General features: G+C 60.9%; 16 protein-coding genes. 9 read left to right on the top strand and 7 right to left on the bottom strand.

What is annotated here, in order from left to right:
• Window positions 1-540: 540 nt before the first annotated feature.
• The 9 genes from ASD77_RS18225 (at window position 541) to ASD77_RS15825 (ending at window position 6,998) form a co-directional block, all read left to right on the top strand.
• Window positions 541-1,221 carry a hypothetical protein gene (locus tag ASD77_RS18225; protein ID WP_156383694.1) on the top strand — a complete coding sequence of 227 codons (681 nt, stop codon included), beginning with the start codon at window positions 541-543 and terminating at the stop codon, window positions 1,219-1,221.
• Window positions 1,222-2,143: 922 nt separating this feature from the next.
• On the top strand, window positions 2,144-2,473 hold the full coding sequence (locus tag ASD77_RS15845; protein ID WP_082563369.1) for a hypothetical protein: 330 nt from the start codon (window positions 2,144-2,146) through the stop codon (window positions 2,471-2,473).
• Between the two features lie 57 nt (window positions 2,474-2,530).
• A complete protein-coding gene (locus tag ASD77_RS18220) occupies window positions 2,531-2,812 on the top strand; it encodes a hypothetical protein (RefSeq protein ID WP_156383693.1) in 282 nt (93 codons plus the stop codon).
• An 82-nt stretch (window positions 2,813-2,894) separates the two neighbouring features.
• Window positions 2,895-3,305 (top strand): ankyrin repeat domain-containing protein, encoded by a 411-nt coding sequence (locus ASD77_RS15840; RefSeq protein WP_082563368.1) that lies wholly within the window; start codon window positions 2,895-2,897, stop codon window positions 3,303-3,305.
• Between the two features lie 486 nt (window positions 3,306-3,791).
• Complete coding sequence (locus ASD77_RS18215; protein WP_156383692.1) at window positions 3,792-4,157, top strand: hypothetical protein; 366 nt, start codon at window positions 3,792-3,794, stop codon at window positions 4,155-4,157.
• 922 nt (window positions 4,158-5,079) lie between these two features.
• Entirely contained in the window at window positions 5,080-5,388 is a 309-nt protein-coding gene (locus ASD77_RS18210; protein ID WP_156383691.1) for a hypothetical protein, read from the top strand.
• 55 nt (window positions 5,389-5,443) lie between these two features.
• Window positions 5,444-5,878: a hypothetical protein gene (locus ASD77_RS15835; protein ID WP_055944176.1), complete on the top strand. Its 435-nt coding sequence runs from the start codon at window positions 5,444-5,446 to the stop codon at window positions 5,876-5,878.
• A 62-nt stretch (window positions 5,879-5,940) separates the two neighbouring features.
• Window positions 5,941-6,417 (top strand): DUF6058 family natural product biosynthesis protein, encoded by a 477-nt coding sequence (locus tag ASD77_RS15830; protein ID WP_055944173.1) that lies wholly within the window; start codon window positions 5,941-5,943, stop codon window positions 6,415-6,417.
• 152 nt (window positions 6,418-6,569) lie between these two features.
• Window positions 6,570-6,998: a hypothetical protein gene (locus tag ASD77_RS15825; RefSeq protein ID WP_055945032.1), complete on the top strand. Its 429-nt coding sequence runs from the start codon at window positions 6,570-6,572 to the stop codon at window positions 6,996-6,998.
• A gap of 27 nt (window positions 6,999-7,025) precedes the next feature.
• Here ASD77_RS15825 and lolD read toward each other — a convergent pair whose 3' ends face one another.
• From lolD to sdhA, 7 genes are all read right to left on the bottom strand, one after another.
• Complete coding sequence (gene lolD, locus ASD77_RS15820; RefSeq protein ID WP_055944170.1) at window positions 7,026-7,733, bottom strand: lipoprotein-releasing ABC transporter ATP-binding protein LolD; 708 nt, start codon at window positions 7,731-7,733, stop codon at window positions 7,026-7,028.
• On the bottom strand, window positions 7,726-8,973 hold the full coding sequence (locus ASD77_RS15815) for a lipoprotein-releasing ABC transporter permease subunit (RefSeq protein ID WP_055944167.1): 1,248 nt from the start codon (window positions 8,971-8,973) through the stop codon (window positions 7,726-7,728). Before ASD77_RS15815 ends, lolD begins: the two co-directional genes overlap by 8 nt.
• Window positions 8,974-8,977: 4 nt before the next feature.
• A complete protein-coding gene (locus ASD77_RS17865) occupies window positions 8,978-9,433 on the bottom strand; it encodes a hypothetical protein (protein WP_082563367.1) in 456 nt (151 codons plus the stop codon).
• A complete protein-coding gene (locus tag ASD77_RS15810; RefSeq protein WP_055944165.1) occupies window positions 9,384-9,632 on the bottom strand; it encodes a succinate dehydrogenase assembly factor 2 in 249 nt (82 codons plus the stop codon). Before ASD77_RS15810 ends, ASD77_RS17865 begins: the two co-directional genes overlap by 50 nt.
• Window positions 9,629-10,060, bottom strand: a complete 432-nt coding sequence (locus ASD77_RS15805) for an MAPEG family protein (RefSeq protein WP_055944162.1) — start codon at window positions 10,058-10,060, stop codon at window positions 9,629-9,631. Before ASD77_RS15805 ends, ASD77_RS15810 begins: the two co-directional genes overlap by 4 nt.
• 4 nt (window positions 10,061-10,064) lie before the next feature.
• Window positions 10,065-10,847: a succinate dehydrogenase iron-sulfur subunit gene (locus ASD77_RS15800; protein WP_055944159.1), complete on the bottom strand. Its 783-nt coding sequence runs from the start codon at window positions 10,845-10,847 to the stop codon at window positions 10,065-10,067.
• A gap of 108 nt (window positions 10,848-10,955) precedes the next feature.
• Complete coding sequence (gene sdhA / locus ASD77_RS15795; RefSeq protein ID WP_055944156.1) at window positions 10,956-12,746, bottom strand: succinate dehydrogenase flavoprotein subunit; 1,791 nt, start codon at window positions 12,744-12,746, stop codon at window positions 10,956-10,958.
• Window positions 12,747-12,751: the final 5 nt, after the last annotated feature.

The following is a 12,751-nucleotide window of genomic DNA, read 5'->3' as shown; positions in this document are numbered from 1 at the left end:
GACTTCGAGTCTGCGGATATTTTTGAGCTTAGTCGGCTTGGAGATGCAGACGCGTCTCCCAAGATCTTGGCAGCGGCAGAGTTCCGTCGGCGGCAGGACAGTCCTGATACCGGGCTAGAGGTACGCTGGAGCACTATTGAGCTACCATCGGCCTAACAATTCATTCAAGCCGAACCCGCTTCGCGGGTCGGCTTAATTCTGGTGTTAGGCGCGCACGGCAAGAACAAGGCAACTGTCAAGCAATTTTGTCTGGTGGCTGGCCGCAGTCGCTATCATTGCCTTGGGATTTGTCGGCTTCTACTTCGCCATTGACGGCGTAGTAAACGGAGCCGTTGAGTTCCCTAGCAAGCGAAGATCGTTTTCCGTTTCAGCAGCAGACAGTCCATTTCTCTACTGGGTTTACATCGCCGCATGGGCAGCAATCGGAGCTTTCCTTGTCAGGATCGGCTGGCGTGCACGACATGGGTAGCGCGCCTAACAATTCATTCAAGCCGACGCCACTTCGTGGCGCGGCTTAATTCAGGCGTTAGGTCTCACAGCATGCAATCCTGGCTCTCAGAAACAAGAACAGTTCCCTCGTTACAGGCCGAGGTCTGCTTCCAACTCCAAGAAACGTTCTACTATGGTCCTGATAGATTCTCCGACATCTCTGACCGTGAAAGGCTAGCGGATAAGCTCACCCCTCCGAAGATTCAATTGGCGGTCCCGTCGCTGGTTAGAACCTCTGAGGCTGTAGGGCAGGAGCTAGAATTGGCAGCATACTATGAGCAAATTGTTCGGATGGCGCGCCGCCACAAGCGTCCGTTTAAATCTATACGGCAGTACTTTTGGCTAAGACTCTGGCTCTGGAACTCAGAGCACGAGGTTCACATTTCATTTCCTTGGTACGACAGCTTCTCGGAAATAGAGAGGTACTTGGCGACGATCGTCGAGACTGATTCTGGCCTCATTTATCACGACATGGAGCAAGGCTGGGAGCTTCAAACCTACGCTCAGGATGGCTACCTTCACTTCTTGGAGGGCGATCCAGACTCTGACGAAACTCACTTGGCAATTTCCGTTCCTAGGGATGCACTGGTCCACCAGGTCCAGGAGCTCAGACATCGCACGAGGACAATTATTGCGCAGCTTTCCAGCGTGCTTGGCGCTGACGTCTGGACCTCGTACGTTCGTGATGAGCCCACCTTCAAAGGCGAGCGTCGGTGGTGGCGTCCGTGGTGAGACCTAACAATTCATTCAAGCCGAACCCGCTTCGCGGGTCGGCTTAATTCAGGTGTTAGCTGGCAACAGCAATAGCGACGGGTCTGGGGGACTCATGAAATACCTAATCACATTGCTTACTCTCTTGCTTACCTCCTGTAGCGCGAGCAACGTCAATGTTCGAGGGCCATCCAATAGCGCATATGCGCCAGTCAATGAGCGCGGGGTAACTGGAGAGATTAGCTACTGCAATGCAGGAGCAAAAAGTGTTCGAGATGCGCGCCGAGATGACGCCTATAAAAAAATGCATGCTCAATGCGGTGGCGCATACTCCATTGTCCGAGAGGAGGACCAGCACCCCGCCTTCTGCACCATGGAGCGTCGCATTTGGTTCAAATGCGAGCCTTCGACTCAAGATGGCCAGTGAGCAACGGCTGCCAGCTAACAGTTCATTCAAGCCGAACCCGCTTCGCGGGTCGGCTTAACTCAGGTGTTAGGGCCCGCATGACACTCATCCGCCATCTGATGCAAGTTGCGCTTATCGCCACCGCATCCTTGGTGATCTGCGCACTGGCTCTCGCCTATGGCGTCTCCCTCTTTGACTCGCGGTTCCAGCCGGTAAGTGCGTTTGGGCTGACCGCTTCTGGCAACCTAGTGCTTACTTGGAGTCTAGTTATAGGAGCGCCGGTCGTCTTGCTCTACGGCGTGCCCGTATCTGTTGCGCTGGCTCGTCGCGGAAAGGCAACATGGCTCAACGTACTTGGAGCTGCAGCCTTGCCAGCCGCAATTGCCGCGGCCATCCTTCCGCCGCTGGCGCTATTCGTCATCGGGTTCTCAGTTCCAATCGCTGCCACGGTCCGTAAGCTTGCATGGGCGGGCCCTAACAATTCATTCAAGCCGAACCCGCTTCGCGGGTCGGCTTAATTCCGGTGTTAGGCCGCTGATGACAGTTGTAATGCTCTACGGGTTCCAAGGTCGCTTTTCCGGTGATTCCAAGTACACCTGGAGCCACCCCGACGTTGGTGCCACTCACAAATGCATGCTCTTCCTCAGGCAGCAATCTGAGGCCTACGACTTCGAGGCAGCGCTAGACGAGTGTGGCCGATACGGCTTTACAAATATTGAAAACATGCGCGGCGGCAAGCTCCAGATTGACGTCCTAAACACGGACCTCTATCGGGGATTCGCTGGCTTCTATGAAGAAGCTCTGAGTTCGGGGGCCGCTCTGGTCTACTATCCACACAAGGACGCGGCAGATGGCGACGCGGCCTAACAATTCATTCAAGCCGAACCCGCTTCGCGAGTCGGCTTAATTCCGGTGTTAGACCGCATGGATACAAATTCACAACCCTGGCAAATGATTCTAGATAGTCTGCGTTTCATGCCCGCATCACAAACAGCGTTGGTCGTGCTTTTCTTTGCCTTCACAATTCTTGCGGGTAATGGCGTGTTTGCACTTCATTACCGCCGCGTTGGTAAGCCAATCTTTAGGTCACTCATCAACCCAGCCAGCTTTCCGATCACTGACTTCAACCTGCGAGAGTGGCTGCTGCTGGCGGCAGTCGTTGCCATTTCTGTGCTGCTGATAGTACTGGCCGCACATGCTGCATAGTCGGCCGCGGCCTAACAATTCATTCAAGCCGAACCCGCTTCGCGGGTCGGCTTAATTCAGGTGTTAGGTGCCGCAAGCGGATATGCGAACCCTGCAGGAAATCCTCCAGTCCACTTCAGACGCCTTGTTCCCTGCAGAGCTGGGGGAGCGCAAGGTCTCCCTCGACAGCCAAGACTGCGACGGAGATACGGCCTTGCATGTCTTGGTCAGGCGAGGGGACTCTGCGGGGGCGAAGTTTCTGGTCGCGGCAGGTGCCGCACCAAATGTCATCAGCGACATGGGTGAGACCCCTCTGCATATCGCCGTTCGCCAGGAGAATCTCGGGCTCGTCGAGGCGCTTCTGGAGGCGGGTGCAAACCCTGACATCCGGTCGGAGTTTGGCGAGACCCCACGAGAAATGGCCGCTGCAAAAGGTGGTGCGGTTGCCGGGTTGCTAGGGCGGGCGGCACCTAACAATTCATTCAAGCCGAACCCGCTTCGCGGGTCGGCTTAATTCAGGTGTTAGGGGGCTATGTGAGTCTTGTAACCCGGCAACCCAATCGTCCGTACCGCAACCTGTTCATTTCCACGCTGATTGGCGTGTTCGCGGGGAGCCTCCTGTACTCCATCCTTCTCGCGGCATTTCATTCATCGTCTTGGTCGCAGGCGGCGAATCTTGTCGTGGACTCGTTGTTTACGTCGTTGATTGCATACATGTTCGCGGCATTGGTACTCCTGGTTTATGCCCTTCCCCTCATGTGGTACTGCCTGCGGATACGCGTTGCTGGGCCGGCTGTCGCCCTTTTCATTGCAATGCTTCCCAGTGTTTTCCTACTTCTTGTCGGCGGGCTATATCAGGGACTCATGTGGGTGCCGATACTAATCTCCGCAGCGACAGGCATTTCTTTCGTAGTGCTGGCATATCGCGGTACGCCACCTAACAATTCATTCAAGCCGAACCCGCTTCGCGGGTCGGCTTAATTCAGGTGTTAGGTGCCACATGAGCGCCCTTGCATTTCAAAGATTGTTTGCCACTTTCGGCCTCGCTGCCGTGCCGGGCATTGCTCTGGCATCGGACCCAACGCCTCTCTTTGTACTCTTCATTGGCGCTCCAGCAGCCGCGATCTCCATCCTCCTGGCGGGGCTTGCCTACTTTTTCCCAAAGGGCGCCCTGGCATTCATCCTTACTTTCCTGATCGCTCATGCTCCATTGATGTGGTGGGCCTTTGACGTGGGCTACATGGACGCTGCCGGGGGATGGCTGTACTTTTCTAGCGTGGTGGGAGTTTGTTCGCTCGTCCTAGCAGTTACGCGGGCAGGCACCAAAAAAGCACGGTGCCGTAACGGTCATGTGGGTGGCACCTAACAATTAATTCAAGCCGAACCCGCTTCGCGGGTCGGCTTAATTCCGGTGTTAGAGCTCATTTCCAACATGCCCATTCCCTGTCACATCGATTTCTCTGTCTTCTTAGCTGACGGCACGGCGTACGGCAACGTCGCGGGAACGATGGAGCTACCATTTGTCCCTCGTGTTGGAGAGAACATTTCATTCCTCTTTCCTGACAATGGCGTAATGCCACTGGTGGTACCCGAATTTTCGGGCATTCAAAGGGTTAACAACGTCACATACAACTTGAGCGAGCTATCTGCCCAAGTCCTTCTTAGCCTAGAGGACGTCACGCTAGCCACAAGAGCTCAGGCCCAAGATTTGTTTCACTTTTTTTATAAGGGCTATGGTCTGTGCGGATACGAGTATGAGCTCTAACAATTCATTCAAGCCGACGCCACTTCGTGGCGCGGCTTAATTCAGGTGTTAGGCGGCACTGGAGGGTTCATGCAAACTGACACCTTACTACTCGCTCTAGGCGCAGTCGCGCTCGTTGCAGCAGGGTTATTCGATACAGGTATGCCGCGCGTGTATCGTAAGCGCCATTGCCAAGGTCGTGAGTGGCGACGCCGCTTCCCAGACTCCTCAAAGCAATCCATTCGCCAATTCTTGGACCTATTCGCGTCATCTTTCGCCATAAAATCACGACACGCTCTCAAATTCAGTCCAGATGATGAGTTGCTTGCGATATACCGCGCGCGGTATCCATCTCGATTGCTCCCAGATGCGCTTGAGTTCGAAGCACTCGAGCAGGATCTCCACGACAGACATGGCATCGCATTAGCGGAGGTTTGGCACGATCAGCTCACGTTGGGCGATCTATTCCGCGAGGTGCCACCTAACAATTCATTCAAGTCGACGCCGCTTCGCGGCGCGACTTAACTCAGGTGTTAGGCCGCTCATGAGTGCATATGCAGTTTTGGGGATGCTTGCGGTTGCATTAGCTCTTTGGGGCTATGGCCTGTGGCGGCGCGGATTTTTCAGTGCTCAAGCGCCATCAGTAGAGCGTCAAACCTATGGCATTCGTACTGCGCTATGGTTCGCTTCTATTTTTATCGTGTCCTGGCCACTTCGACAGCGCCGAGCCTCAATGGGAGACACTACTTACGTGATCGCAGCGCTGGCTATCCTTGCGCTCTTTTTTGTGATTGGTCTAGTTGCTACGAATTTCCTGGTCAAACGTGCTCGGGATCGTGGTGGCGCGGCCTAACAATTAATTCAAGCCGAACCCGCTTCGCGGGTCGGCTTAATTCCGGTGTTAGGCCATGCGACAGGTTTCCATCGAAACTCTATCCAAGATCGGTGAGCTCGCTGTTTCTGGACTCACAACCGAGAAGTACGAGAGCGCTGTTGCCGATCTAGCTGGCGACCCTGACTTAGCTCGCCGCATCATTGACTGGCTCCCTGAGGCGTTCGGCTTGATTCTTATTGGCCACATGGCAGACATCACTTTGCCCAAGACCTTTGTGGCTAAAGATCGCTCCGGAGAATGGATGGAGATCCCTTTCTCCAAAGAGCTGGTCTTCGGCGACGCGTTGGAGTTTGCTTCGCTCACCTACCACAATGGCCCAAAGCATCTCTTTAGTGGTCTGGCAGCACAAAGTTCCGTTGTGGATGCCGTCAACAAGGCCCTAAACGCTGGAGAGTCACTGACGGGAGCTCGGTCGCCGGCGTCTCGATTGAACGTCTTGACCAACTGACCGTAGCCAACGCAATTCCAGGCGCCACCTACACCTGTGACGGAGCTTCGATTTCTTCCGCCGTGTTCGGAGAAACACCGATCGAGGACTCGTTGACAGGCGAGTACTACAGGCCTGAATGCATCCGGTGGGTCAGGATTGCCGATCAGGCTCCAGCAGGATCGGAGCGGGCAGCCGTGCTGGCGGAACTGGTCGAAGAGCTCAGATCTTCCCTGGCAGCTCATTGCGGTACCAAGGAAGCCATAGAAGCAAAGATCCAGGGCTATCTCCCCTACTTCTTCAATGGCACCTTCGGACTCTGCGTCGCTGATCCTTCAACGGGAGTTGGGATAGCAAGAAAGGAGATTCTTCAAGAAAGGCTGATAGACATCACGGCGAACTGCAGCATTTCTTTTCCTGCCAACATCTCGAAAGAAGAACTCCTGGCACTCATCGACGACTACGCTGATTCGGCCATGCCCTTTTCGCCTGCCGAGTACGAGCGGAGCAGCAGGAAACGGTTGGTGGATGATTTTCGGCCCGTCGTGGCCAAGGCCTGACACGTCGTTCAAGCCACCCTGCTTCGTGGCATCGGGCTCGTGCCTGCGCTACGCCAGTCAGCAGCAACGCCTTCCGCCCAAACGATACCCGCCACCCCTCTCCCGCCCATCCGCAAGCGTAAGATGCGGGCCACATGACCGGGAGCGCCACCATGCCCAACATCCTGCGCAACATCGCGGCCGTCGCCATCGGCCTGGTCTTGGGCAGCGTGGTGAACATGGCGATCGTCATGCTCGGGCCCGCGCTGGTTTCGCCGCCGCCTGGCGTCGACATGACCACTGCCGAAGGCCTGCAACAGGCCATGCCCCTGCTGCAGCCGAAGCACTTCATCGCGCCCTTCCTCGCCCACGCATTGGGCACGCTGGTCGGGGCGCTGCTGGCCTACGGGATCGCCGGCAGCCGCAAGACGCTGTTCGCCTGGGTGATCGGCGTGCTGTTCCTGTGCGGCGGGATTGCCACGAGCTTGATGATCCCGGCGCCCACGTGGTTCAAGGCCATCGACCTGCTGCTCGCCTACCTGCCGATGGCGTGGCTGGCCGCCTGGATCGGCGCCCGTATGCGCCGTTCCCGCATCAATTGATGCCCGAGGCGGGCTGCCCGGCGACGCTCAGACGGCGTCGTGGGCCAGTTCGCGCAGCTTGCCTTCGTGCAGCTCCAGCACGCGGTCCAGCCGGCGCGCCAGGCGACGGTCGTGGGTCACCAGCACCAGGCTCGTCTTGTGCGCCCGGTTGAGGTCGAGCATCAGCTCGAACACCGTCGCCGCCGTCTTTTCATCCAGGTTGCCGGTCGGCTCGTCGCCCAGCACGCAGGCCGGCTGGTTGACCAGCGCGCGTGCCACCGCCGCACGCTGGCGCTCGCCACCTGACAGCTCGCCCGGCTTGTGCGCCAGACGGTGGCCGAGACCGACCGATTCCAGCAACAGCCTTGCCTTGCCCGACGCGGCTTCCACCCCGGCACCACCGAGCATCACCGGCATCATGACGTTCTCCAGCGCGGTGAACTCCGGCAGCAGGTGGTGGAACTGGTAGACGAAACCGAGGGCCTGGTTGCGCAGTTGGCCGCGCGCGGCATCGGAGAGCGACGACATTTTCTTGCCGGCGACATACACCTCGCCGGCCGTCGGCGTGTCCAGGCCACCGAGCAGGTGCAGCAGCGTACTCTTGCCCGCGCCGGAGGCACCGACGATGGCGACGGTCTCGCCGGGCTGCACGTTGAGTTCCAGGCCATCGAACACCGGCGTACGCAGCGAGCCTTCGGCGTAGGTCTTGCCCAGCGCTTCGGCATGGACCACGGCGGAACGGATGACCTCATTCATAGCGCAGCGCCTCCGCGGGCTGGGTGCGGGCGGCGCGCCACGCCGGATACAGCGTGGCCAGGAAACTCATCGTCAGGGCCACGGCCGCGATCGTCACGACTTCGCTGCCGCTCAGTTCGTACGGCAGGCCGGTGATGTAGTACACGTCGGGCGGGAGCAGCGTCACCTTGAACACCGCCTCGATGGCGGCCAGGATGTATTCTAGGTTGATGGTCAGCAGGATGCCGCCGACCACGCCCAGCACCGTGCCCATCACGCCGATCAGCACGCCCTGCACCATGAACACCTGCATCACCCCGCGCGGCGTCAGGCCCAGCGTGCGCAGAATGGCGATGTCGGCCTGCTTGTCGGTCACCAGCATCACCTGCGAGTTCACCAGCGAGAACGCACCCATCAGGATGATGAAGGACAGCAGGATGCCCATCACCGTCTTTTCCATCTTCAGCGAGTGGTAGAGGTTGGCGTTCTCGCTGGTCCAGTCGCTGATGCGGTACGGGCCCTGCAACCGCAGCGCCAGGTCGCGCGCGACGTCCCAGGACTGGTACATGTCGTGCAGTTTCAGGCGCACGCCGGTGACGCCGTCGCCCATCCGCAGCACGCGCTGCAGGTCGCCCATGTGGACCAGTGCGAGATTCCGGTCCACGTCGTTGTGGCCGACCGAGAAGATGCCGCTGACGGTGAAGCGCTTGATCTTGGGCATCGCGCCCATCGGCGTACCCTGGAAATCGCCGGCGGTCACCACGACGCTGTCGCCGACGCCGACCCGCAGCCAGGCCGCCAGTTCCTGCCCGAGCAGAATGTGGAACCCGCCCGGTTGCAGCGAATCCAGCGTGCCGGATTTCATCTTGTCGCCGATCACCGAGACCTTGGGCTCCTCGCCCGGCAGGATGCCGGTGACCAGCGCGCCCTGAGGGTCGGCGTTGCCCGTCAGCATGGCCTGCACGTGGATGAAGGGTGCGGCCCCCGACACCCGGGGGTCGGCCATGGCGGTCCTGGTGGCCTGGGGCCAATCCTGCATCGCCTCGCCTGCGCCCATGACGGTGGCATGCGCGGTGGCCTGCAGCAGGCGGTCACGGATCTCGCGCTGGAAGCCGCTCATCACCGACAGGGTGGTGATCAGGATCATCACGCCCAGCGCGATGCCGAGCACGGAGGCGAGCGAGATGAAGGAAATGAAACCGTTGCGGCGCTTGGCGCGGAGATAGCGCAGGCCGATGGCGACAGGGATGGGTTTGAACATCCGCCTATGGTGCCCGATCCCTCCGATGCCGCCCAGCATCCCCCTCGCCCGCAGCAAGCCGGAGTTCACGCCGCTGCAGGGCCGGCAGCGTGTCGGGCCACCACGCCGCGTGGCGCCAAGGGCCGCCAGGGCGCTGACGCCAGCGCAGGAACGCCAACGGGCCCCGCCATTGCAGGGACGCCTCGCGCATCGGTTCGCCATCGACGGTGGGCATGCGGTCGTCGCCGGGAAACCAGAACGCCAGACGGGGCTTCCGCCCTTCCCTGCGTGCGCGCCACACGCCAAACGCGAGTGCGGCGATGGCGACGGGCCACGCGAACGGGCGCGGCATTTCGCTCGCCAGCACCGAGACCGCCGCCAGCGCTCCCAGCAGGATCAGTAACGCCTGCAGCAGACGCGACGGCCGCCACTCAAGCCGGCAGTTGACGGATCCGTTCCACCAGCGCGGCGAGTTCCGCATCGGGACAGTCCTCGTAGCCCATGAACCAGCGCCAGAGCTTATCGTCCTCGCAATCGAGCAGGCGTAGGAAAACCACCCGCTGCGGCTCGGATTCGGTCGCCCAGCAGCGGTCCAGATAGCGGCCGAACAACTGGTCCAGTTCGCGCATGCCGCGCCGGCAGCGCCAGCGGATGCGCTTGAGTTCGGGATCGTCGCTCATGCCGCCACCATGGCCAGCGCCAGCCGCACCCAGAAAGCGATCAGCACCAGTGTGGCCAGCGCATAGGCCACGAAGCGGGTCATGACGTGATTGAACGTGCAGTGGACCAGACTGTGCACGGCACGCAAGGCGACGAAAGCCCAGGCCAAGGCGAGCGAGACGCCGTCGGAGACGCCGAGCTGCGCCGCCAGCAACACGCCGGCGTAGAACAGGACCGGCAGCTCGAACATGTTGCGGAAGTTGTCCGACGCCCGCGTATCGACCAGCAGTCGCACCGAATCCGCCACACTGGCGAGCGCCTGCGCATCGATGCGCTTGCGCGCCATTTCACCCAGTCGCAGCTGGTAGAGCCGGACCCAAACCAGGAAGGTCAGGCCGGCCATCGCCACCGCGGGCCAGAGGATCGCCGTGGCAGTTGAGTCGCTCATGGGATCAGGCGCGTCGCGCCATCATCAGCTTCTTGATCTCGGCGATCGCCAGCGCCGGGTTCAGGCCCTTCGGGCAGGTCCGGGCGCAGTTCATGATGGTGTGGCAGCGATAGAGCTTGAACGGATCTTCCAGATCGTCCAGGCGCGCACCGGTGTCCTCGTCGCGCGAATCGATGATCCAGCGGTAGGCCTGCAGCAGGATCGCCGGACCCAGATAACGCTCGCCATTCCACCAGTAGCTCGGGCAGCTGGTCGAGCAGCAGGCGCACAGGATGCACTCGTACAGTCCGTCGAGCTTCTTGCGGTCTTCCGGCGACTGCAGGCGCTCGCGGTCCGGCGGTGCCGGGGTCTGCGTGCGGATCCACGGCTTGATCGAGGCGTACTGCGCGTAGAAGTGGGTCAGGTCCGGCACCAGGTCCTTCACCACGTCCATGTGCGGCAGCGGATAGATCGGCACTTCGGCCTTGCCGCAATCGCCGATGGCCTTGGTGCAGGCCAGCGTGTTGGTGCCATCGATGTTCATCGCGCACGATCCGCAGATGCCTTCGCGGCAGGAGCGGCGGAACGTCAGCGTGGGGTCGATCTCGTTCTTGATCTTGATCAGCGCGTCCAGGACCATCGGGCCGCACTTGTCGAGATCGATCTCGTAGGTATCCGTGCGCGGGTTGGCGCCGTCGTCCGGGTTCCAGCGATACACCTTGAAGGTGCGCACGTTCTTGGCGCCCTTCGCGGGGAAGTGCTTGCCCTTGGTGACGCGCGAGTTCTTCGGGAGTGAAAATTCGGCCATGGCTTTAGATCCGGGATTCGGGATTGGGGAATCGGGATTCGTCCATATCGGGCGCTACGCCGTTGGCGTTGGCGAATCCCGACTCACGAATCCCGAATCCCGGCTTCATCAGTAAACGCGCGGCTTGGGCGGCACCACGTCCACGTCGCTGCTGAGCGTGTACATGTGCACGGGGCGGAAGTCGAAGCTGCACGTGCCGTCGTCGGCGACGTTGACCAGCGTGTGCTTCTGCCAGTTGACGTCGTCGCGCTCGGGGAAGTCCTCGTGCGCATGCGCACCGCGGCTTTCGTGGCGCTGTTCGGCCGAGTTGATCGTGGCGACGGCACTGAGCAGCAGGTTGTGCAGCTCGTAGGTCTCGATCAGGTCCGAGTTCCAGATCAGCGAGCGGTCGCTGACCTTGACGTCCTGGAAGCTGGAGAAGATGTCGGCCATCTTGTCGCAGCCTTCCTTCAGCGTCTTGCTGGTGCGGAACACGGCAGCGTCGGACTGCATCGTGCGCTGCATGTTGTCGCGGATCACGGAGGTGGGCGTGTCGCCGTTCGCGTTGCGCAGCTTGTCCAGGTGCGACAGCGCCTTGTCGCAGGCGTCGCCGGCGAGCGGCTTGTGCGACGAGCCGCTCTTGATGGTCTCGGCGCAGCGATTGGCCACCGCGCGACCGAACACCACCAGGTCGAGCAGCGAGTTGGAGCCCAGGCGGTTGGCGCCGTGCACCGACACGCAGGCGGCTTCGCCGATCGCGTACAGGCCGGGCACCACGGCATCCGGGTTGTCGCCGACCTTGCGCACCACTTCGCCGTGGTAGTTGGTCGGGATGCCGCCCATGTTGTAGTGCACGGTCGGGATGACCGGGATCGGCTGCTTGGCCACGTCCACGCCGGCGAAGATGTGGGCGCTCTCGGCGATGCCGGGCAGCTTCTCGTTGATGACTTCGGGACCCAGGTGGGTCAGGTCGAGCAGGATGTGGTCCTTGTGCTCGCCCACGCCGCGGCCTTCGCGGATCTCGATGGTCATCGAGCGGCTGACCACGTCGCGCGAGGCCAGATCCTTGTAATGCGGCGCGTAGCGCTCCATGAAGCGCTCGCCGTTGCTGTTGCGCAGGATGCCGCCTTCACCGCGTACGCCTTCGGTGATCAGGCAGCCGGCGCCGTAGATGCCGGTGGGATGGAACTGCACGAACTCCATGTCCTGCATCGGCAGGCCGGCGCGCATCACCATGCCGCCGCCGTCGCCGGTGCAGGTATGGGCCGAGGTGGCCGAGAAATACGCGCGGCCGTAGCCGCCGGTCGCCAGCACCACGCCATGGGCGCGGAACAGATGCAGCGTGCCGGTGGCCATGTCCAGGGCGAGCACGCCACGGCAGGCGCCTTCCTCGTCGAAGATCAGGTCCAGCGCGAAGTACTCGACCATGAAGCGCGCATCGTGCGCCAGGGACTGCTGGTACAGCGTGTGCAGCATGGCGTGGCCGGTGCGGTCGGCGGCGGCGCAGGTGCGCTGCGCCGGCGGGCCCTCACCGTACTTGGTGGTCATGCCACCGAACGGGCGCTGGTAGATCTTGCCCTCCTCGGTGCGCGAGAAGGGCACGCCGTAGTGCTCCAACTCGATGATCGCGGGGATGGCCTCGCGGCACATGTACTCGATGGCGTCCTGGTCGCCCAGCCAGTCCGAGCCCTTGATGGTGTCGTAGAAGTGGTAGCGCCAGTCGTCCTCGCCCATGTTGCCCAGCGCGGCGGAAATGCCGCCCTGCGCCGCCACGGTGTGCGAGCGGGTCGGGAAGACCTTGGTCAGGCAGACGGTCTGCAGGCCCTTGGCGGCCAGGCCGAAGGTCGCGCGCAGGCCGGCGCCGCCGGCGCCCACCACGACCATGTCGTACTTGTGTTCGGTGATCTTGTAAGCGGACATGTGGC

The organism is Pseudoxanthomonas sp. Root65, assembly GCF_001427635.1.
Classification (GTDB): domain Bacteria; phylum Pseudomonadota; class Gammaproteobacteria; order Xanthomonadales; family Xanthomonadaceae; genus Pseudoxanthomonas_A.
This window is presented reverse-complemented; position numbering and strand designations above follow the sequence as displayed.